Origin of the sequence: Bacillus sp. S2(2019) (assembly GCF_005144805.1) — a bacterium.
Classification (GTDB): domain Bacteria; phylum Bacillota; class Bacilli; order Bacillales; family Bacillaceae; genus Bacillus; species Bacillus altitudinis.
Genome location: NZ_SWFL01000004.1, coordinates 126,197 through 146,641, shown reverse-complemented (window position 1 = coordinate 146,641; position 20,445 = coordinate 126,197). Strand labels below are relative to the sequence as shown.

At 42.0% G+C, this 20,445-nt stretch carries 21 protein-coding genes; 5 read left to right on the top strand and 16 right to left on the bottom strand.

Annotated elements, in window-relative coordinates; translation table 11 throughout:
* Positions 1-9 precede the first annotated feature (9 nt).
* The 9 genes from FBF75_RS15545 to FBF75_RS15505 all read right to left on the bottom strand — a co-directional run bounded on the left by FBF75_RS15545 (position 10) and on the right by FBF75_RS15505 (position 8,947).
* Complete coding sequence (locus FBF75_RS15545; RefSeq protein ID WP_076822617.1) at positions 10-1,626, bottom strand: YceG family protein; 1,617 nt, start codon at positions 1,624-1,626, stop codon at positions 10-12.
* 70 nt (positions 1,627-1,696) lie between these two features.
* Positions 1,697-2,512, bottom strand: a complete 816-nt coding sequence (locus tag FBF75_RS15540) for an HAD family hydrolase (RefSeq protein ID WP_079920302.1) — start codon at positions 2,510-2,512, stop codon at positions 1,697-1,699.
* A complete protein-coding gene (locus tag FBF75_RS15535; RefSeq protein ID WP_024719003.1) occupies positions 2,509-3,618 on the bottom strand; it encodes a cysteine protease StiP family protein in 1,110 nt (369 codons plus the stop codon). The genes FBF75_RS15540 and FBF75_RS15535 overlap by 4 nt, the downstream gene beginning before the upstream one ends.
* Positions 3,611-4,942: a phosphoribosyltransferase family protein gene (locus tag FBF75_RS15530; protein WP_098680981.1), complete on the bottom strand. Its 1,332-nt coding sequence runs from the start codon at positions 4,940-4,942 to the stop codon at positions 3,611-3,613. The genes FBF75_RS15535 and FBF75_RS15530 overlap by 8 nt, the downstream gene beginning before the upstream one ends.
* Positions 4,926-6,119, bottom strand: coding sequence for an HpcH/HpaI aldolase/citrate lyase family protein (locus tag FBF75_RS15525; RefSeq protein ID WP_017358591.1), 1,194 nt, complete (start codon positions 6,117-6,119; stop codon positions 4,926-4,928). The genes FBF75_RS15530 and FBF75_RS15525 overlap by 17 nt, the downstream gene beginning before the upstream one ends.
* 82 nt (positions 6,120-6,201) lie before the next feature.
* Positions 6,202-6,981 carry a TerC family protein gene (locus FBF75_RS15520; protein WP_008342130.1) on the bottom strand — a complete coding sequence of 260 codons (780 nt, stop codon included), beginning with the start codon at positions 6,979-6,981 and terminating at the stop codon, positions 6,202-6,204.
* Between the two features lie 140 nt (positions 6,982-7,121).
* On the bottom strand, positions 7,122-7,700 hold the full coding sequence (locus tag FBF75_RS15515) for a TerD family protein (protein WP_007498343.1): 579 nt from the start codon (positions 7,698-7,700) through the stop codon (positions 7,122-7,124).
* Between the two features lie 41 nt (positions 7,701-7,741).
* Positions 7,742-8,323, bottom strand: a complete 582-nt coding sequence (locus FBF75_RS15510) for a TerD family protein (protein WP_008342133.1) — start codon at positions 8,321-8,323, stop codon at positions 7,742-7,744.
* Positions 8,324-8,344: 21 nt separating this feature from the next.
* Entirely contained in the window at positions 8,345-8,947 is a 603-nt protein-coding gene (locus FBF75_RS15505; protein ID WP_017358594.1) for a TerD family protein, read from the bottom strand.
* Between the two features lie 417 nt (positions 8,948-9,364).
* Here FBF75_RS15505 and FBF75_RS15500 point away from each other — a divergent pair, with 417 nt between their 5' ends.
* Together FBF75_RS15500 and FBF75_RS15495 are read left to right on the top strand one after the other, a co-directional pair.
* Entirely contained in the window at positions 9,365-10,357 is a 993-nt protein-coding gene (locus FBF75_RS15500) for an LLM class flavin-dependent oxidoreductase (protein WP_035703092.1), read from the top strand.
* A 212-nt stretch (positions 10,358-10,569) separates the two neighbouring features.
* A complete protein-coding gene (locus FBF75_RS15495; protein WP_079920296.1) occupies positions 10,570-11,610 on the top strand; it encodes an acyltransferase family protein in 1,041 nt (346 codons plus the stop codon).
* Positions 11,611-11,629: 19 nt separating this feature from the next.
* Here the strand turns inward: FBF75_RS15495 and FBF75_RS15490 are convergent, their stop codons facing one another.
* Together FBF75_RS15490 and FBF75_RS15485 are read right to left on the bottom strand one after the other, a co-directional pair.
* Entirely contained in the window at positions 11,630-12,409 is a 780-nt protein-coding gene (locus FBF75_RS15490; protein ID WP_008342137.1) for a glucose 1-dehydrogenase, read from the bottom strand.
* A 111-nt stretch (positions 12,410-12,520) separates the two neighbouring features.
* Complete coding sequence (locus FBF75_RS15485) at positions 12,521-12,949, bottom strand: cell wall hydrolase (protein WP_008342138.1); 429 nt, start codon at positions 12,947-12,949, stop codon at positions 12,521-12,523.
* Positions 12,950-13,488: 539 nt separating this feature from the next.
* Between FBF75_RS15485 and FBF75_RS15480 the strand changes: the two genes are divergently transcribed.
* On the top strand, positions 13,489-14,550 hold the full coding sequence (locus FBF75_RS15480) for a DUF4352 domain-containing protein (protein ID WP_035390550.1): 1,062 nt from the start codon (positions 13,489-13,491) through the stop codon (positions 14,548-14,550).
* Positions 14,551-14,579: 29 nt separating this feature from the next.
* Here FBF75_RS15480 and FBF75_RS15475 read toward each other — a convergent pair whose 3' ends face one another.
* The 4 genes from FBF75_RS15475 to FBF75_RS15460 all read right to left on the bottom strand — a co-directional run bounded on the left by FBF75_RS15475 (position 14,580) and on the right by FBF75_RS15460 (position 17,287).
* A complete protein-coding gene (locus tag FBF75_RS15475) occupies positions 14,580-14,813 on the bottom strand; it encodes a hypothetical protein (RefSeq protein WP_230680575.1) in 234 nt (77 codons plus the stop codon).
* Between the two features lie 40 nt (positions 14,814-14,853).
* Positions 14,854-15,192 (bottom strand): hypothetical protein, encoded by a 339-nt coding sequence (locus FBF75_RS15470; protein ID WP_048001329.1) that lies wholly within the window; start codon positions 15,190-15,192, stop codon positions 14,854-14,856.
* A 173-nt stretch (positions 15,193-15,365) separates the two neighbouring features.
* Positions 15,366-16,547 carry an ABC transporter permease gene (locus FBF75_RS15465; RefSeq protein WP_048001330.1) on the bottom strand — a complete coding sequence of 394 codons (1,182 nt, stop codon included), beginning with the start codon at positions 16,545-16,547 and terminating at the stop codon, positions 15,366-15,368.
* Positions 16,547-17,287, bottom strand: a complete 741-nt coding sequence (locus tag FBF75_RS15460) for an ATP-binding cassette domain-containing protein (RefSeq protein ID WP_007498365.1) — start codon at positions 17,285-17,287, stop codon at positions 16,547-16,549. The genes FBF75_RS15465 and FBF75_RS15460 overlap by 1 nt, the downstream gene beginning before the upstream one ends.
* A 160-nt stretch (positions 17,288-17,447) precedes the next feature.
* On the opposite strand from FBF75_RS15460, the gene FBF75_RS15455 reads away from it, so the two are divergent.
* Together FBF75_RS15455 and FBF75_RS15450 are read left to right on the top strand one after the other, a co-directional pair.
* On the top strand, positions 17,448-18,149 hold the full coding sequence (locus FBF75_RS15455; RefSeq protein ID WP_017366549.1) for a LytR/AlgR family response regulator transcription factor: 702 nt from the start codon (positions 17,448-17,450) through the stop codon (positions 18,147-18,149).
* Positions 18,150-18,160: 11 nt separating this feature from the next.
* Positions 18,161-19,126 carry a sensor histidine kinase gene (locus tag FBF75_RS15450; RefSeq protein ID WP_017366548.1) on the top strand — a complete coding sequence of 322 codons (966 nt, stop codon included), beginning with the start codon at positions 18,161-18,163 and terminating at the stop codon, positions 19,124-19,126.
* A 36-nt stretch (positions 19,127-19,162) separates the two neighbouring features.
* On the opposite strand, the gene FBF75_RS15445 is transcribed toward FBF75_RS15450, so the two are convergent.
* Positions 19,163-20,092 (bottom strand): aldo/keto reductase, encoded by a 930-nt coding sequence (locus FBF75_RS15445; protein ID WP_008342143.1) that lies wholly within the window; start codon positions 20,090-20,092, stop codon positions 19,163-19,165.
* Between the last annotated feature and the right edge of the window lie 353 nt (positions 20,093-20,445).

The window sequence follows — 20,445 nt, the reverse complement described above, 5'->3', positions numbered from 1 at the left end:
TTGATCTCCTTATCGGTTTTTAATGGATTGAAATAACTTTCTCACAATAGACGGCTCTTTAAACTCTTGGTTCATGACCATTTCATCAAGCCAATGTGTATCAAATAATTGATCGTCTATATACCGCTCTATACACTGATAGCCGGCGGGATGATACACGAAGAGATCCACACCCATTTCATTTAGGAAAATCAGGGCAGCCGCATCAGAACGAGTCAGCTCACCATTATATTCCGTATGGTATAAAATCACTTTCGGTACAGTCTGGGCATAATCAAAGGTTTGAATGAGTTCAATTACATCTTGGTTCATATGCAGAAGCTGCTTGAATAAATAAATACGCACATCTAATTCAGTCTCATGGCCTTCTTTTAACAGCTTCGGATGCTGACAAATGCGAGAAATGGCCTCTGCGATCGCACGCTGCGTGCCCTCATATAAATGCGAGAACTGCCACACATTGCTTTTCATTAACAAATCAGGGTCAACCTCTCCTGCTTTAGAAAGTGCATGCTGATAATGAAATTGATAATTCGAAGACACTTCTTGTGTGAAAGGGAAATGACGGATCGTTTTCGTTTCTTTCCCCTCCATTAGCGTATGGATACGGTCCCAATATTCTCGCTTGTCTCTCGTCACCCCCATCATCTTCGCAAAAAGATTCGGAATCTGTATGGTGTCACGGTCTGCTTTGAAATTCGGGCGGATAAACGACCGTTCCTTTGCAATTAAAAACAGCTCATCATACGTTGTCTTTAGCGTAATAGAATGAGGGGTATGATCTCTGAATTGCCATGGCTTATACAGCATGGAATCTTCTGTGTGAAGTACCTCTTCAAGCTCTCTTGTCGAACGATACGCCACCGTTGATTTCCTCTCAGGCTTTTCAGTAGGGAACGGTTCAAGCTTTGACGTCCCTGGATACTGATCAATAAAAGTCAGCTTTTCTTCTGGATCTAATTCACGAAATTGATCCTTGCCTTCTGGATGAAACAACACCACATCACAGCCAATCAGCATGACATAGTAAAGAAAATAAAGCTGACTTTTATTCGCCTCTCCATACCAAATGACAGCTGGCATTTTTTCTTCCATATTGACTTCCTTCAGCCATGGTCCTAGATGATTATTTGAAAACTTCACCACATCTAGCAACACACGGCGGAAATCAGGATGCTGGAATCCCCCTTCATGCAACTGCTTGAAATGTTCAAACACCTGGATTAACGAAAGGCGAATATGCCGGTTTATCACTGGGTTTGGATGACGGACAATGAGCTGTTCACCGTCTAAGAAAGCCACAAATCGATTCACGGACAATCCCTTTTCTTCCTGATTGATCATATGAATCCGCTGGAGCGCTTGAAAGTGCTCCGGCTCAATATGCCGGTTGAGGGTTTCACTTAAAATATGCATGCCGTCAGTTTCGTATAATTCATGTAAATAAATAAAATAATCGGTTGCATCATGTGGAGTTCCAAGGACACGGGCAGCGAGACGCGGCAAGGATAAGGTGTGCTCGTCCTTGACGTAGCCGTCTCGTTCAGGGAGCGGCTTTTTCAGCAGGTTTTTCCAGGCTTCCTGTTTCGCCCGTGTCTGGGTTACGTTGATTTCTTTATAGCTCACGCCGCTCCTTCCTTTCTCCTATATTTTCTCGAAAGCTACTACTATCATATCATTCAGCCTTCTACTTCTGCTATCGAATCGAAGGCTTTTTTGCTGTGTTCATCTTCTTTGCGACAGAAGCGGCGATTTCGTCTGCCGCCGCCATGCCAGAGGCTGTCGTCGGTTCAAGCGATAGATCAACATCTAAGACTTCCCCATGACTCGGAGCGAAGCCTTTATCCGCTTGACGTATGAGATCAGCATCTAACAAGGAGTCGCCCGCACCATATACATATTCAAGGTGTAGCCTTTCTTTTAGAAAAGCAACAGCAGCCCACTTATTGAGCGGCTTTGGAATAAAATACAGCTTTCGGCCCTGAAGGGAAACTTGCCAGCCTCTCTCCTCACTCCACAGCCTTAATTCAGCGAGCGGAATATGAGAAAGAAACTCGTCTTTCATAATTAAATAAAGAAATCTTCCCTCAGCTGTTCGAGTACGTTTCACCCAAGCGGCAACCGGAAGTTCAGAGATCGCCCGCAGCATATCTATCACTGGCATACACTCTTGCAGTCTCTCATCTACAATCGCCTGCCACTCCTCAAGCGGCTTACCGTGATGAAGGATACAGCCGCCGTTTGTCGTGACGGCATACTCTGGTTTGATCTCTTGCTGAAAGAGAGTGATTCGTTCAAATTGTGCTGTCGTTCTTGTCGTCACTGGGATAAACCAGCCTGCTTGATGAATTGCCTGTAAGGAGGCTTTCGTTTCAATAGACATATAGGAAAGCGGCCGGTCGTCCAGCACCTCAATTAATTCGTATGCTCCCTTGTATGCATACTGCTCAAGCATTCGATGTGAGTATATCAGTGTCCGGTCTAAATCACTGGCAAATGCGATGTTCTTCATGACGATTGCTCCAACGGGCGGATGAGCCCGCAGCATGTGTAGGACATGTTGGCATATTCAATGACGGGCACGCCTCTGTCCTCTGCGAGTAGTAAAATGTGCTTGAGCTTTTCCCGAGATCCAGGCTGAATGAGTATTTTCCAAGGGACTCTTCTGAGCAGCACACGGGTCGTCTCACCGACGCCCGGCTTAATCAAATGTGTATTGTCTATTTTGAACTCCTGACCAATTGCTTCAATGGATGTCATCCCCCGCCAGTCAGGAGGCGTTCCTTGTGCGAGCAGGGTCTCTGCTTTCTCTTGTACATTTGCATTAAGTTCAGAAAATGCTTCTTCAATTGTATTCACGTACAGATTAGAGACATCCTCATCAATGAGCTCTTCATAATACTTGGCCCCATGGAAATCATCGGCATGGATCCAGCGGTTGTTTAGCACCGTTCGACTAACTAGGCCAGAGACCGTTGAATTCAAGCAGGCACTTGGAATGAGGAAATCCTCTCTCGTTCCGTAAACACTCGTACAATAACCAGGATCAGCAAGCACAGCTAGCTCACTCGAAAGACGAATTCCATATTTCTGTTCAAAATCAAGCACCGCTTTTTGAAGCTCTTTGGAAATAGCACCCTTTCCGGTCCAGCCGTCAATAAAGGCAATCTCAAAACCTGGATGTTCTTTGAGGATATAATGTAGCGCATTTTCATCTATTCCACGGTCACGAATAATAGAGATGCTATAATGCGGCAAATCGAGACCATACGTCTTTCTGATATACCGTTTAATGAGCACCCCGATTGGTGTCCCAGCCCGTGCCAAGCTGCACAGAACGGTTTGAAAACCTCGCTTTTTCACAATTTGTTCTGCGACAACCGCTACGGCTTCCGCTACCTTTTGCTTACTTTCTTCAAGAGATTGATAGAATAAGTCCATATAAGATGCCGTCGGCTTATATTCAATTGGCAGCATTTCTGAGTAATGGGCACCGCTTTGAATAGAGCGCTCCCGCTCTTCTGTACTTTTCTCCATCTCAATCGACGATAAATCCTTGAGTAAGAAGGTTACGTCCTGCTCTGGATAGCTTCCCATCTTTGTATACACGTTAGCCATTCACCTTCACCTCATCTGATAAAGTCACAATATGCACATGCTTCACATGCCGCTCAGCAAATAAGTGGATCAGCGGCATCAAAGCTTCTTGAGACACCTTTTTCTCAAAAAACAAAAAGACATCATCGTACTGATCTTTAGGGATATTGTACACATAGTGCTGAATGCGGGCATCCTCTGGACTCAAAAATGCGAATCCGTTTTGAACGGCGTACCCTTCCTTTTCAACCGGATGAATCGGACTTCTTGTCGTCGAATGAAAAAGGACACCTTCGCCCATATGAGCTGCAAGTCTCATCGGCACATACATCAATTCTCCTGTCCCTAAGCAGAGTGTCTGTTTTCCTTTTCGTTCTCGCTGAAGCTTCAGCCCAGCCTCAGCAGCTGCTTGATCAATGGCGTCCGTGTCCGCTGCGCTTAAACCGAAACGACCTGTTTCATGGATATACGGCGAATGCCCCGCCGGATTGACTGCATGGGAAAGTGAATATGGCACTTGCTTAAAGAAGGATTGAAGAGAATGAAAAGAGAGTTCAGGTCTTTTCTCTTGCGCAGCAATTTCATACGAATAAGCAGGCTCATCCAGCGTTGTCCCCCGAAACATCATCTGCCCTTTTAATAAAGATAATGATGTGATATTTACCCCTAGCTCCTCTTGAAGCTGAAGCATCGCTTCCTCGTGCTCCTCTGTTCTCCAATCTAAAATGGATAGAATCGTATAAGAGGATCTAGGGTGCTTTGCGTGCAGATCCCGAATGATATTCATATTTGTCCGGCCTGTCGTGACCTCATCATCTACTAGCACAATCGGGCGATCCGTCCGAAGTAAGGCGTCATCTGCGTAGCAAAGCTGATCTGTCGCATGAGAATGTTCCTCTTCAAATACGAGTGAAGGATCAAGATCCAACAGCTGTTCACGTGTCGTATGAATGTAAGATGCTCCTTCTATGACGTCATACACACCATGACCAAGCGCTGTTGCCGTTTCAGCAAAGCCGATCACAATCGGCTCGTTTACCGCCGAAAGCTTCTCTTTTTTGAGCGCAGCATAGGCTTCAGTTAACTTAACATGATCATTCGTTTTTAGTGCTTCTACTACATCGTCTTGATGCGGGGGCGTCTTGCCTGTTTGTTCTTTTGCATAAGCCATTGCCAAAAGACCTGAGACGAGGAGTGGCTTCAACGGGTGAACAGGCATATGTTTCCCGAGCACCTTGCTAACAAATAAAAAGGCTCTCTTTTTGTTCACCCGTGCCGCCATGTCAAAAAGATGTTCTTTTTCAAGCTGAAGCGTACCCTCTTTGAGGTTAAGCTCCACCTCCATATGTTCCAAGATGTTCAGCGTATGCGGCTTCTGATTCTGTGAGTATGTCGATATAGCTTCTATTTTCATGAAACACCCCGTAAATGTCTGACTTCATTAAAATGTTTTCCGCCCAGCGATAGTGCGGCTTCGTTTCGTTCATTTTATTAGAAAAGGTACTCTTCATCACGCCGACTGTACCATCTGCATGCTCTAAAATACTTAATGCATCCATGTACTCTTCCTTTGTGACAACGTACATGCTTTGAACTGGCTTGAGATGCGTTGGATGGATGACTGTCTTGCCATGAATACCGTTTACCACATCCAGCCTTGTCTCTTTGAGCAGACCTTGCATATGATCGAGCTCAGATGATAAAGACTCACCACTCTTAGAAATTGCACGGATGAATGGATTTTGTTCTTTTCGTGCCGGTCCAAAATGCTCCCATACAGCTCCTGATATCACAAATGAACGACCAAAATAATTGATGATATCTGTGATCAACTCAGCAATGACTCTGATCTCATAAATGGTGGTCTCGCGATCACGGCGAATGCCGTACAATCCACACAGATCCGTTGCCCCAATGCGAATATTCAAAATATATTCCTCATCATTCAGCATGATCTGCTTTAACTCAGACAACACCTGATATCTCGTTTCTTTTTCTAATAAATCTGGTGTTTCTAAAATGGGCATTCCGTATAGTGTTTTCTGAGTTTGTGCTGAAGCTCGTTTCAAACTGTCTACATATTCCTTTGCATTGTGAACGGAGCACTTTGGAAACACAAAACCAGTCAGTAAATGAAGAGAGGAACCGAGCAAATCTGCCATTTTGAGCAGCTGTTTGGGCGAACGAACCCGAATAAATAAAAGCGGCAAATGCTCAGCCATTTCTGGAGATTGATGAATTGTCTCAGAAAGGCAGGTCAATTGTGCCACTATATTCTGTTCAGCCATGTCCACTTCCTGATCACCAATGGCGTCCTCCAAGCAAAACACAACAGAGCAAAGCGCTTCATATTTCTGCGAAAGCAGCATGTCTGCTACATCCTGTCTTGTCGCAGGCATATACAAAGTAGCACCTAATGCATGCGCAAGTACATGCCTTGGCGTCAATGAATGAACTGCCGCCGGCCGCTTAAAAAAAATATCGTGCTGCCTCGTCTCTGATAAAAAACGAAAATATCGCATGCAGTGCCACCTCCTGTTGTAATGACTTGATGATTCAAAAAAGGATGGAGCCGCTAGTCAACTCCATTCCTTTTTGATCGTCCTATTCTTCTTTTGAAGCCGCAGCTTCGTTTGTTACACCTTGATGCTTCTTCTTATTGATTTTATGAACAATAAACGTTCCGATAAACGCTAGGATAATAATCGCAAAGAATGCGAGATGCGGGATTTCAATATGAGCAGCACTTAAGCCCATTTTGATGGCAATAATTCCAATGAGAATAAATGCCGTATTCTCAAGCTCTGGTATACGGTCGATGAGCACAAGGAATAATTGTGCCACTGTACGCATCATGAGAATTCCAAGCATTCCACCTAAAAGAAGAATCCATACTTCCTCAGATACAGCGAATGCAGCAAGAATACTATCTACCGAGAAGGCAAGGTCCATAATTTCTACAGAAATAACAGTTGCCCAGAAGACGCCAAATACACGAATCATCCAGCCTTCTTTTTTCAATTCCTTCGCTTCGTCATCTCCGTCACCTAACCAGAAGTGCTTAATGACCAGCCAAGCTAAGTATGCAGCGCCTAGAACCTTAATCCACCAAAACTTAATAAGCAGCATCCCTACGCCAATGAATAGAAAACGGAAGAAATAAGCGCCAATTAATCCGTAGGTTAATGCCTTTTTACGCTGCTTTTCAGGTAAATGTTTCACCATAACAGCTAATACAAGTGCGTTATCCGCTGACAACAAACCTTCAAGCACGACAAGGGTCCCAATAAGCCCCCAAGAGACAGGGTCTGTTAATACCTCTGCCCACATATGCCAATCAAAAAACGAGGCATACGTGTCCAACATATGTTTCAAAATGTCCAACTGGTTTTCCTCCTATAAGTGTAGAAGCATCAGCAGGCTTTCGCCTGCTGTTATTCTTGATCGCTGTTTCTTTCTCACTTTGGAAAATACCCTCATATGAGTCATTGGCAGCGCCTCTTGAATGAAGTTGTTTCTTCTCTTTACACTTCTAACCCATAATTTTGACAAAGAGCAGCAAGTCCGCCAGAGAATCCGCTTCCGATTGCGTTAAACTTCCAATCGCTGCCGTGTCTGTATAGTTCGCATACGACGACAGCTGTTTCAATTGAGAAGTCCTCCCCTAAATCAAAACGAATCAATTCTTCCCCGCCCTCTTCATTTACAACACGAACAAATGCATTAGAGACTTGTCCAAAATTCTGGCTACGTGCCTCTGCATCATGAATCGTCACTGTAATTCCGATACGATCAATGTTAGCAGGAATTTTCGAGAAATCAACGAGAATTTGCTCGTCATCTCCATCTCCTTCACCCGTACGGTTATCACCGGTATGAGTAACACTACCGCTTGGATGCTGCAGATTATTATAGAACACGAAGTCTGTGTCTTGTTGACAACGATTGTTTGCATCTACTAAGAAAGCCGAAGCGTCCAAATCAAATTCGGCTCCGCCTGAATATTTATTCGTATCCCAGCCAAGTCCGATCATCACTTTTGTCAGCCCTGGATTGGTTTTCGTTAAATCGACACGTTGTCCTTTTGAAAGCTGAATCGCCATATTCGTATCTCTCCTATCTCCTGAAAATATGAAAACGGGCGTTACCCGATATCTAAGCCGAAGTCTGTTGCAATGCGGGCAAGTCCGCCTTGATAGCCTGATCCAACAGCTGAGAATTTCCACTCTCCGCCATGACGGTATAATTCACCTACAATAATCGCTGTTTCAATTGAAAAGTCTTCTGCCAAATCATAGCGAATGAGCTCTTCATTTGATGCCGCATTTAAAATACGGACGTAAGCGTTAGACACCTGTCCAAAGTTTTGGCTGCGTGCTTCTGCATCATGGATTGTAATGACGAAGGAGATTTTCTCAATACTTGCTGGTACAGTTGAAAGATCAACATTGACCTGCTCGTCATCTCCGTCTCCTTCACCTGTACGGTTATCGCCTGTATGTACGATACTTCCGCCACCGCCAGTTGTTTGATTGTAGAAGACAAAGTCAGATGGAGAGTTTGCTTTCCCTGCTGCATCTAACAGGAATACGCTTGCGTCTAGATCAAAGTCATGTCCGCCATCATACTTGTTTACATCCCAGCCAAGACCTACGACTACTTTTGTTAAACCTGGATTCGTTTTTGTTAAATCAATTTTTTGACCTTTCGCTAAAGAAATTCCCACTAGGAACCTCTCCCTTCTAAATTAAATGTAGTTTCTCGTAATATCGGCAAGCTTCGCATCGTTTGTACCATTTCCTACAGCTGCAAACTTCCACTCATTCTCGTGGCGATAAAGCTCTCCAACGATTAATGATGTTTTACCTGCATATTCATCTTTCAAATTATATTTCACTAATTCTTGATTGTTTGAACGGTCAACAATTCGGATGTAAGCATTTTGAATCATACCAAAGTGTTGGTTTCTTCTAAGTGCATCATAAATGTTCACAACGAACACCAATTTATTCACATTGCCTGGCACCTTGCTTAAGTTGACGAGGACTTGTTCATCATCTCCGTCTCCTTCACCTGTCAGGTTGTCACCTGTATGCTCAACACTGCCGCATTTGCTTTTCAAGTTGCCAAAGTAAATCAAATCTTTATTTTCAACAAACTTATCATTTTTCAGCATCAGCACTGAAGCGTCACAATCAATATCAGCGCCGCCTCCGCCGCCAAACAGCTTTCCAAGAAAACCGCCGCCTTGTGACACAGGGTCCCAGCCAAGTCCAACTAGAATATTGGTTAGTCCTGCTTTTCCTTTTGTTAAATCAATACGTTGACCTTTTTCTAATGTAATCGCCAAATCAATCACTCCTCCAGCATAATAAAAATCTATTTATTAAGCGATGGACCCTATTAAAATCATCATACATGAAAATTCGACAAAATTCATGAAATGACATTGGAGCCTCTTACTCTTTTTTCTATTTACTAGTATATACGATCTATGTATAAAAGAGGTTTCAATATGATGATATTTTTTTAAAGAAAGATCCATGACAAAAATGATTCATGTCGTAAAAGAAGTGTTTCATGTGAAACATTGTCGAATGTTCCCGTTATACAGCCTCTCGCTTAAAAACAGAGCTCGCCTCCACTTCATATGTTGATATAGAAAATTCACATACATAGCTGTGATAAACCCTTTCATTTCCTTCCGTTCATGACTTTCTTTATACTTATGAATAGAATTCAACGTATTGATGAAAGGGTGTTGATGATGCCATCACTTCATATATTAGATCAAGTCGCCATCCCTAAAGGCCAGTCCGCACAAGAAACATTGGTTCATACGACAGAGCTGGCCAAGCTTGCGGAAACACTGGGGTATGAGCGGTATTGGTTTGCTGAACACCACAGCACGAGAGGACTCGCGAGTACAGCGCCTGAAATATTAATGGCACATATTGCTTCACACACATCGACATTGCGCACAGGCTCTGGGGGGATTTTACTCCCGCAGTACAGCCCTTTTAAAGTAGCAGAAGTCACCCGCCAGCTTGAAGCCCTTTACCCTGGGCGGATTGAGATCGGGGTTGGTAAATCCCCAGGCGGAATTGAACGGACGAGACTCGCTTTGACAGACGGCGTGAAGAAAGAACTGTCTCAATTTGACCGCCAGTTGGAGGACCTTCTTTTTTACTTATCTGACAGCCTGCCTTCTGGTCATCGGCATGCAGGAGTGAAAGCGGCTCCGCTCGTTGATTCTTATCCGCCAGTCTGGCTGCTTGGACTCGGGGAAAACAGTGCCATCCAGGCGGCATCACTTGGAATCAACTATATTTTCGGACATTTTATTCATCCTGCACGAGGCCGGCAAGCTTTTGAAGCGTATCGGTCACACTTTTCTCCATCCGTTTTCTCACGTCAGCCTCAGTCTATGTTTGCTGTCTTTGTGATCTGCGCAGACACAGACGAGGAAGCAAGCCGCATTTCCACCAGTACAGATTTATGGCTGCTTCGGGTTGAAAAAGGGCTGGACAGTCGCGTTCCTTCTATAGAAGAAGCAGAGAACTATCATTACACTGAGCAAGAAAAGAAAAAAGTGTTACAAAACCGCCAGCGAATGATTGTTGGCTCAAAGCAAACAGTGAAAGAACAGCTGCAAATCTTAATGGACCGCTATCAAACAGGCGAGATCATGATATTAAACAATTCATTTGATCCAATGGAAAAGCAGCGTTCCTTTGAACGAATCGCAGAACTATTTTGAAGCCAATCTTTCGTTGGCTTCTTTTTTACATTGTCATAAAAAATGGGAAATGTAACATCGAGATGTCAAAACGCTTCCTTCTGTCATCTGATCGCAAATGTGTCTTCTAATCGTTAGCGAACTGTAAACGCATTGTAGGTGTACCTTTTATATAGTAGAGGTACATATGAAGTAACGGTTTACAATGCTGAGAAGGAAGGAGATGACTGGCCTTGAATAAGCGACTCGACTGGGTGGATGCGGCTAAAGGAATCGGCATTCTGCTCGTCGTTATGGCACATGTACCCATTCCTGATTCATTCAAGCAATTTATATACTCTTTTCATATGCCACTCTTCTTTTTACTATCAGGTATGATGTTTCGATCATCTTCACAACCTGCTATGTCATTTATACAGAAAAAAGCGAAAAGCTTGCTCTTACCTTATCTCTATTTCTCCATTATTACGTACGTTTTCTGGTTCACGGTGACCCGATTTTTCGCCTTTAAAGGGCAAACAGATATTGATCCCTTCGTTCCATTTACGGGAATTTTCATTTCAAATGCCGATGAAGCAAGACTGACACATAACCCAGCCATCTGGTTTTTAACGACACTCTTTTTAGTGGAAATGTTGTTTTTCTTGATGCATCGTCTGACAAAAGGAAAACCAGCTGTATTGATGTTACTGACCGTCCTTTGCGGTGGAGCCGGATATGCTTCCACGCTATTGTTAAACCAGAGTCTCCCTTGGAATGCCAACGTTGCGTTAACGGCTGTTGTGTTTTATTCAATCGGATTTTTAGCAAAACAATGGTTTGTGGAATTAAAAACAGATCCTACCCTTCTGTTATGTACAGGTCTGCTTGTACTGACTGCATATATGCAAAGCTTTAATTCACGAATTGATATGCGGGTCAATGACTATGGAGATCTATTCATTTTTTATGCTTGTGCACTGCTCGGTTCAGCTGCTGTCATTTATTTAAGCTTCAAATTGAAAACGTCCACGATATTGACGTATCTCGGACGTCATTCCATTGTGATTCTCGTCCTGCAATTTGCCGGTATCGATATCATGAAGGCATTTGTTTATTACGGACTAGGCATCAATATCTCTGATACAGCGCAGCTTTCTTGGACGCTCTTTTATACGATCGGTACATTGCTGCTCATGGTGCCATGTATCTCTTTCTTGAGCAAGTATCCTATGCTGCTCGGCAAACCAGCAAAGTCAGCACACCGCTACAAAGAAAAAACATCCGCCGGCTAACGGGGCGGATGTTTTTCTATTATTCATTTAATTGAGATGGATAAAGTGTCATTCCTCCATCAACAAATAATGTAGTACCTGTAATATAGGCAGCTTCTTTCGATACGAGAAATGCAGCGGCGGACCCAATCTCTTTCGGATCGCCAAACGTTCTCATTGGAATTTTCTCAAGCTGCTTTTGTTTTTTTTGTTCATCTTGAAGGTCGTCATTTGATTCCGTTGCCATCGTACCTGGTGCAATCGCATTGACCCGAATACCCGCTTCGGCATAATCAAGAGCCAGCGTCTTCGTCATCATATTCATTCCTCCTTTAGAAGTAGAGTAATGAACATTGAACGGACGCGGGATCTCTTGATGGACACTGGATATATTCAAGATGGATCCTTTCACATCATGTTCCATCATATAGGCAATCGCTGCCTTTGCTCCTAAAAATGAGCCTGTGATATTCACATCAATGACCTTTTGCCATTGTTCCAACGTCATTTCATGCGGCATTGCTTCTTCACCATTAAATCCTGAATTATTGACGAACACATCTAGTGCGTTAAAATTCTCCAGCGCGGCATCCATTAACGCCTGAATTCCTTCCTCTTTGGAGACATCTGCGTGTACTTTCACCGCCCTACCTCCATGCTGCTGAATGGCTTGTACTGTTTCTTCAGCACCCTCTTCATCGCCTTTATAATTCACAACCACGTTCATTTGTTCTTGTCCAAATCTCAAGGCGATGGCTTGCCCTATGCCTTTAGAAGAACCTGTCACAATGGCTGTTTTCCCTTTTAAGTCTTGATACATTTCATTTCCTCCAATCACGTGCTTCATCTTGTTGATACACAATGGTTACCCATTTTGAAAAAAAGAAAAACACAATCCTCTTGAATACAAAGGATTGTGCTGTTCATCAAGCTAAAAGGTGTTATAAACATTCTCACATGTTTCGGCTGTGGGCTGGTAAAAGCAATGTGACTTATACCTTGCCACAAACGGCTGATTGTACCAAGTGGATGGACAATTTCCAGGCGGTTTAAAATACCAAAGGCTGAATTTCGCAGGCCAAAATCGTTCACCATTAATGTTCCTCCGTGCAAGTGTCTTTTCACTTTCTCGTGCTCGCTGATAAAAATAGCCATGCGTGACTGCCTCAAACGCATGCTCCTGATAAATCATTTGTGGAATCGTACGCAGCCCTTTAAAGTCAGAACAGTTGGCACGCAAACGATTGATGCCTACATTTCCTACAAGCAGCATCCCTTGTTTCCCTTCACCTTCCGCTTCGGCTCTCAGCAGTCTGGCCATTAAATCAATATCAGAGCTTGTCGCTCTTACCACTGCCATACATCCACCTCCCATTCATTTCTCTTTTATTTTATGTAGGGTTTCTGTGTAGATGACTGCCATTTTGAAGGGAAAAGACACATTCCGTGTCGAGAGCCTGTCTAAATACCTCAACATTTCGCTGGACAAGTGTCTCTCTGTCAACAACACACAAACCTAGTGATCATACACATCACAGGAAAAAATATTCATTACTAACGACTCATTTACAAGTCATAAAAATCCTTCTATTTGCTACATCTTCTTCAAAAACAGTCATTTGAACCTATTCAATAATCCGACTCAAAACCTTAAAATATAAAATGTTGAGTTTTTACAGGAGATTTCAAACAATAAAATACACATTTCTCCTCTCAACATAGTGTCATTTTTACTACTTGAAGTGGATGAACCTTTCGAACGCACTGAGGTATTGACAGTACTTTCGCTTCATTCTACAGTAAAAAACATACAGTATTTTTCTTTTTGTGCAAAAAGAATGATATGAACTAAAGCTTTCCAATGAAATTCACCATAAAACCCGAGGAGGAAAACATCTCATGTTTAAAAAGAAATTATCCCTGTTTCTTCTGATTTTGTGTGTAACTGTTGTCGCTGCTGCTTGTAGTGGTGGAAAAGACAAAACTGCTGCGAAAGAAAGCGATACAAAAAAATCCCTTGATGCAGCTGAAGTAAAAGTAGAAAGTGCTGAGTACACTTTACCACCTCAATACGATACATCTGTTCAGGATGATCAATATGTCCTAAAAGTGAATGTATCTGTAAAAAACATCAGCAAAGAACCATTGAATGTGGATAAAAGCAACTTTACGCTTTACCAAGATGACGCTCAGGTGTCTACCATCTCTCCTGATGACTACAACGAAGTATTATCTTCAAGCTCTCTAAATGCAGGTAAAGTATCAAAAGGTGGTCTTTTCTATGTAGTTGATAAAGAAAAAGACTATCAACTTGTCTACACAGAGCCTGGTTCTGGATCGAAAAAAGATGACAAAACACTAGAATTCGATATTAAAGGAAAAGACTTGATGAAAAAGGCAGATACACTTCAAGCGTCTGCAAAAGCCCTTTCTTCTTATATTGATGTCATGATTTTTGGTAAGAAAAATGACGATTTCGAAAAACTAACAGGTGATAACAAATCAACTGTCGTAAACGAATTTGATAAATCATTCAAACAAGGCTACATTTCTTCTTCTGGTATTTCATCTAGCTCAGCAAAAGACGAAAACCTTGATAAGCTTCTAAAAGCTGTGAAAGAAACATTAGCTGAAAAATCAAAAGTATCAACGAAAACAAAATCAATCAGCGGTGATAAAGCTGTCGTGACTGTGACACTTACACCAATTGATGCAAGCCCGCTTGTCGATCGTTTAAAAGAAAAAGCAACTGAATTCTACAGCAAAAACCGTACAGCATCTTATGATGATGCACAGAAATATCTACTTTCTATCTATCCAGATGAATTTAAAAAATTAGGACCATCATCTTCTGAAGAAACAGTAGAAGTGAACATGAAGAAAAACGATATCGACCAATGGAAACTTGATTTGAACGACTACAAAACAAGCTCATTGGTTGAAAAGTTCATCAAGAACTAAAGAAAACCCCCGGTTCCCGGGGGTTTTCTTTAGTCTTTTTTCGATTGATGTCTATATTTGATTCCAACATATATACAAGTAAAGAAGAAAAGCGTGACCCATATCCACAAGACATTCACCATCAATAATATGATGGCTACTATGATCAAAATCGTCAGATCAAGTTTCTTTTCTAGTTTTTTATGGGTAAGAACGAAAGTGATTAATAGAAAAGCGATGAAGCAGGCGATTCCATAACTGAAGACTGTTGGCAATTCTCGCATCTCCTTATCGGGAAGGCTTATACTGACAAAAGGAAGCATATTATGAAGAGGCATTCCCTTTTTCAGCATCATATTCTCTTATGATGTCAATTGGATCAATGGCATCGTCTTCTTGCATGTATTCCTCTACATAAGGAGTGATTAATTTCTCGAACCTTTGCTCATCGTTTACTAAAGCAATATAAGTTTCATAGCCTTCATAATCAGATGGGAATACATGTGCAACAGAACTACCTGTTTCTAAAGCTCTATCAATTGCATTTCTCAATTCTATCAGTCCTTTTTTATTCCCTAAAATGAAAGCTTCAAAATGATGTGTTTGCTGAGCATATATATTACATAATCCCAAAACATCATCGTCTTCTACTTGATAACTCATATACAAAACCCCTTTTAAGTAAAATTAAGTAAAATTTCACACGACTGAGCATTTTTATTCTATCACCTCATTCACATTGTGATCCCTTTTTTATCACTCACTTAAACATACAAAACAAAAAACTTGTAGAAAAAATCTACAAGTTCTTCATCTTTATCAATGAAATGATCTTTCTATTTCGCCAGCATCCATTTCTCTTTCATAAACAAACTTCTCACAATGACAAACAAGATCATCACTGTCAGCGCCGAAGAGCCGAGCGTCAGGGCAATCGACATTGGGTCAACGATGCCAAACATCAATTGCTTGCATAGTGCGTGAATATTAAGGAATGGGATCGCAAAGTAATACGTATCTAGCTGCGTAGCGCCTGCTCTCATGGTGAAAAACATCGGAATCACACCTAGTGTAATAATCATGGACATGTACGACTGTGCTTCTTTCACTGAGCTTGAAACGACACTGAGCAGCAGTTCAATCATGGATACCATGAATGAGAAAATAATTAATGCCGCAAACATAACACCGATGATGCTCCATACTTGATCTCCGAAGTTCAGCGCTTGTTTCAGCTTTTCTGTAAAGAGCAATGTAGAGAGCAGCAGCATACCAATCGCCACAATGCCACTTAATATACCAAACATAGAAACAGCTAGCCATTTTCCAATTAAAAGCTGAAGTCTGCTGGCCGGTGTCAGTAATAAAGCTTCAATTGACTTTCTATCCTTTTCACCTGCTACGATATCAAGCGCAGCTGGCAAAGCACCTGAGATCACAGAGGTCACTAAAATCATTGGAAGGAGAATCGACAGCAGCATGGTGGTCACCCCGTTTTCTCCATCCCCGTCCTCTCCTTCTTGCACATCAACCGATTGCACCTCAAATGGATGAATCACTGACGATTTGATCTGATCCTGTGCCAAACGCTTTTCTACGACTTGGTTTTGATACTGTTCAAGCAATGATTGCAGCATTTGAACCGCAATCACGGAATCATCATCTGTTGGATACCCATGGACTTTAATGGCAAACGATGTTTGATGCTGAAGCATATCGCCTGCATCTTTTGGCATTTCTAGATAAGCATTTGCCTCACCGTCTTTAACGGCTTGCTGCGGGTCATCAAATGTTTCAAGTTTCAGGTTTTTCACTTCTTTGATCATGTCATTCATATCGGACGGAAGCTTTTCATTGATTGCGACTGTATACGTTTTATCGCCTGGATCAGCGATCATGCTTTCGTAGAAAAACACGAGTCCGAGCATTGTCAAAAGAGGGATCAACACTGTTAAGAGCAACGTTTTCCTGTCTCTGAGCGAATCTGTCATTTCTTTTAAAAAGACGGTTTTCCACATTATGCATTCCCCCTTGCGAGCTTCGACATAAAGATGTAATTCAAGTCTTCACTTTGTTCCTGTGCATATAATTCTGGAAGCGTTCCTTTGTACACGAGCTCCCCTTGATGAATCATCATGACACTGTCACAAAGCAGGCTGACTTCTTCCATGATGTGGCTTGAAAATAGAATCGTTTTATTTTGCTGTTTCAACTGATGAATAAACTCTCTGAAAATATTACTCGATGTGATATCTAAACCTGTTGTCGGTTCGTCAAACAAAATAATGTCAGGGTCATGAATCAATGTTCTGGCAATCGCCACCTTTTGTTTCATCCCTCTTGAAAATCCTTTTACCTTGCGATCCATGTACTGCCTCATCCCGAAGCGCTTTGCTAAATCCTCAATTCTTGCTTTGATTTCATGCTGATCTAAGCCATATAATTTCCCAAAGTATTCAAGGTTTTCACGAGCCGTCAAACGGTCATAAAGTCCCGTCTCGCCGCCAAATAAGACCCCAATTCGCTTCTTCACTTCAGTTGCTTCTTTGACTGTATCAAAGCCTGCAACATTGACTGTTCCATGAGTAGGCTCCAATAATGTCGCAACGGCGCGTAATAATGTGGTTTTCCCCGCACCATTTTCTCCTAAGATGCCGACAACTTCTCCTTCCTTCACGGAGAACGTCATATGTTTCATCGCCTTTACGACTTTTTTCTTATCTGTAAACCAGCAACTGCAATCGCTGAGAGTAATCATTTGGTTCGCCCCTTTCGACTATCTACGTCTATGATAGAAAAAATACCGCCTGTCTGACATAAAAATGTCGTGAAACGTCCTTTTTATGTCTTGAAATGATCCATTTTAAAAAACAAATGGTAAAATAGACAAATAATAAGAAGAGTCATAGGTGATTTTTATGATAAAAGTAGGTCTTGTCGATGATTACCGAGTGGATTTAGAAAAGCTGCATGCCATTGTCGGCAGAATGGATACCGTTGACATCGTTTTTGTGACACAGTCAGCGGAGGATGCATATGAGAAGGTCAAACAGGGCGACATTGATCTATTGTTTGCAGACATTGAGATGCCTGGCATGTCAGGCTATGAATTAGCAGACCTTATTCACTCTCATGCACTGAATGTAGATGTTGTATTTGTGACGGGAAACAGTGGGTATGCTGTTCATGCCTTTGATTTGAATGTCCATGATTATATTATGAAGCCCTATCAAGCTGATCGAATTGCCAAATCTTTAGAGCGCTACATGTCCACCAAGCAGGAGAAAAGCATTCACGGACGGCTTCTCATCAAGCAGCAATCAGATATCCATGTACTGCAAAAAAAGGATGTCATCTTTGTTGAACGTACTGGCAGGTCGACGACCATTGTCACAACAACAGGAGATATTCAAACATACCAAACTCTCAACGAGTTAAAAGGTGATTTAGCTGAGAAAGACTTTATCCGCTCCCACCGGTCGTTTATCATCAATATTCATTACATTAAGAACTTTTCGGCGTATGCCAAAAATTCATTTATCGTGTCTTTTGAAGGGACTGATAAAAAAGCCATGATGACGAAGCAGCAATTAGAATACTTTAAGAAATACTACTTTTAAGGAGAACGAACGTGAACGCTTTTTATCTTGGATTTCGCATATATACGCTCATCTGGCTGGGTCTTGCAGTTCATGCTGCTGCTAAAGCTGTTCTGCCTTTGTCATCAAGCATGGTGTGGCTTCTGACCTTTTGCATCATGTGCCTTTACACCTTTTTCATTTACAAAAGGTTTTGGCTAGGTATGAGTGGTTACGTGATATTAGGCGCTTTTGTGCTCATCACCTGTTCAGGAATTTCACTTTTTCTCAATCACGGAAATGGGCTCAGCCATCTTTTAACTGTCATCATCATTTTGACAGCCGATCTCCTTTCCTTCAAGATAATGCAAACGGAGCAACGATTAAATGGACGGCTTCAAGAGCTGATTCATGCTGAGTCGAGAACCAATGACTTGCTGCTTGAGCTGCGAAGTAAACACCATGAAACAGCTAGACATTTAAATGCCTTTTCCGCATCGAATGACGAGCATGAGATCAAAGATTTGATTCAGCAATATGTGAAACATTTCCCTTGGATCAAAGGGGAAAATGCTTATTTGGCCTCAACCCTTCATTCCTTTTTCCAGCGGGCTGAAAAAGAGGACATCGCCCTTTCACTAGATCTTCAAGCACCCTTTTCTTCTCTGCCTTTTTCTAAGGCGGATCAGGTGAGTTTTACTGGCAACCTGCTTGATAACGCATTAGACGCCGCCATTGAAGCGAAGCAAGCTGGGAACGAGGGAAGCATCTCGATCACGACTTCCATACGGAGCGGGCTCTTTTTGATTCATTGTGAAAACAGTACGAAGGGAATGGAAAAACACGTATTAGATCATCTGTTTAAGACGTTTGGCCGCTCGACAAAAGGCGGTGATCATCAAGGTATGGGTACTTATATCATTCATCAGCTTGTTGAAAAGGCAGACGGCACGCTTGATTTTACGTATCGTTCTCCAAACCTGAGGCTCGTGATCAAGATTCCTCTCACAATGGCATAAAAAAATAAGGTGCTGCTTGGCACCTTATTTTTTATATTATGAAAAGATCTGATCGATTTCGTTGATTTCTTCTTTTGTTAACTGAACATCGTTTGTTTTCAAGTTTTGTAAGACTTGCTCGGCTCGTTTTGCACCCGGAATTATGGCATCAATGCCATCCTGCGCCAATAGCCACGCCAGCGCTACATGAGCTGTTTCGGCATGTTTTGATTGCGCAATGGCCTTCAGCTTGTCTACTTTTTCGAGGTTTTGAAGGAAAGCATCACCTTGGAAAAGCGGGTCCTTTGCTCGAATATCATCAAATGTCGCATCCTTTGTAAACTTCCCGGTCAACAGGCCTGACGCCAATGGAAAATAAGGGATAAAGGAAATCCCATGCTCCACGCAGTATGGGAGAAGGTCTTGCTCGGCCTGACGTTTCAGCAGAGAATACTCTGATTGAAGCACGTCTAGGTATCCATCTCGATTAAAGGTTTGAAGCTGTTCAAAATCAAGGTTTGATGCCCCAATTGCCCGGATTTTCCCCTCATCCTTCAATTCCTTTAAAGTACCGGCTACTTCATCCAGCGGCGTGCGACCGTCTGGGAAATGCATATAGTACAAATCAATATAATCGGTTTGCAGCCTCTTCAGGCTGTCTTCGACCTGCTGTCTTAAGAAATCTCGGCTATTATCCAGTTCAATTTGTCCGTTTACTTCTTTATGAGCCCCTTTTGTCGCAAGAACCAGTTCTTTTCTGCCGCCTCTTTTGGCAATGATCTCGCCAATCAATTCTTCTGAACGGCCCAGCCCATAAATAAAAGCAGAATCTAAGAAATTGACACCATGATCAAGAGCTGTTTCTACTAGCTCCCGCCCTGCATCTTCACTCAGATTCGGGAATAAATTATGCCCGCCTACTGCATTTGTTCCAAGCCCTATCGGATTCACCTGTAAATCAGTTCGTCCAAGCGTTACTTTTTTCAAAAGCTCATCTCCCTTATCTGCTTAATCATCCTTATTTTCCCATGAATCATTTTCAACATTCAAGTATTCTGCTCTCTGAAAATCAATCTGGAGGTGGACGCTTTGAAAGAAAAAAGTTTTGCGATGTGAATTCTAACACATCTTTTGAAATGAAAACTACCTCCATTTCAAGAATTTTATACAAAAAACATTTAAAACCCATGATAAATAGATAAATTAATTCTTATTAACTAGTATATTTTACTTATTAAATTCCGTTTTTTATAGGTATTTGTGTAAAAATCTATTAAAGATAGGGACTAAAACCTATTCCTCATCACGAATGAAATTCGATAGAATGAATAGTGCAAATC

Coding starts and splice junctions, on each gene's coding strand:
- FBF75_RS15525 (WP_017358591.1), bottom strand. CDS start 6,119: ATGCGATATTTTCGTTTTTTATCAGAGACGAGGCAGCACGATATTTTT.
- FBF75_RS15455 (WP_017366549.1), top strand. CDS start 17,448: ATGATAAAAGTAGGTCTTGTCGATGATTACCGAGTGGATTTAGAAAAG.
- FBF75_RS15490 (WP_008342137.1), bottom strand. CDS start 12,409: ATGTATCAAGACTTAAAAGGGAAAACAGCCATTGTGACAGGTTCTTCT.
- FBF75_RS15500 (WP_035703092.1), top strand. CDS start 9,365: ATGCCATCACTTCATATATTAGATCAAGTCGCCATCCCTAAAGGCCAG.
- FBF75_RS15480 (WP_035390550.1), top strand. CDS start 13,489: ATGTTTAAAAAGAAATTATCCCTGTTTCTTCTGATTTTGTGTGTAACT.
- FBF75_RS15470 (WP_048001329.1), bottom strand. CDS start 15,192: ATGAGTTATCAAGTAGAAGACGATGATGTTTTGGGATTATGTAATATA.
- FBF75_RS15515 (WP_007498343.1), bottom strand. CDS start 7,700: ATGGCGATTCAGCTTTCAAAAGGACAACGTGTCGATTTAACGAAAACC.
- FBF75_RS15530 (WP_098680981.1), bottom strand. CDS start 4,942: ATGGAGGTGGAGCTTAACCTCAAAGAGGGTACGCTTCAGCTTGAAAAA.
- FBF75_RS15485 (WP_008342138.1), bottom strand. CDS start 12,949: ATGGCAGTGGTAAGAGCGACAAGCTCTGATATTGATTTAATGGCCAGA.
- FBF75_RS15540 (WP_079920302.1), bottom strand. CDS start 2,512: ATGAAGAACATCGCATTTGCCAGTGATTTAGACCGGACACTGATATAC.
- FBF75_RS15465 (WP_048001330.1), bottom strand. CDS start 16,547: ATGTGGAAAACCGTCTTTTTAAAAGAAATGACAGATTCGCTCAGAGAC.
- FBF75_RS15460 (WP_007498365.1), bottom strand. CDS start 17,287: ATGATTACTCTCAGCGATTGCAGTTGCTGGTTTACAGATAAGAAAAAA.
- FBF75_RS15475 (WP_230680575.1), bottom strand. CDS start 14,813: ATGCGAGAATTGCCAACAGTCTTCAGTTATGGAATCGCCTGCTTCATC.
- FBF75_RS15535 (WP_024719003.1), bottom strand. CDS start 3,618: ATGGCTAACGTGTATACAAAGATGGGAAGCTATCCAGAGCAGGACGTA.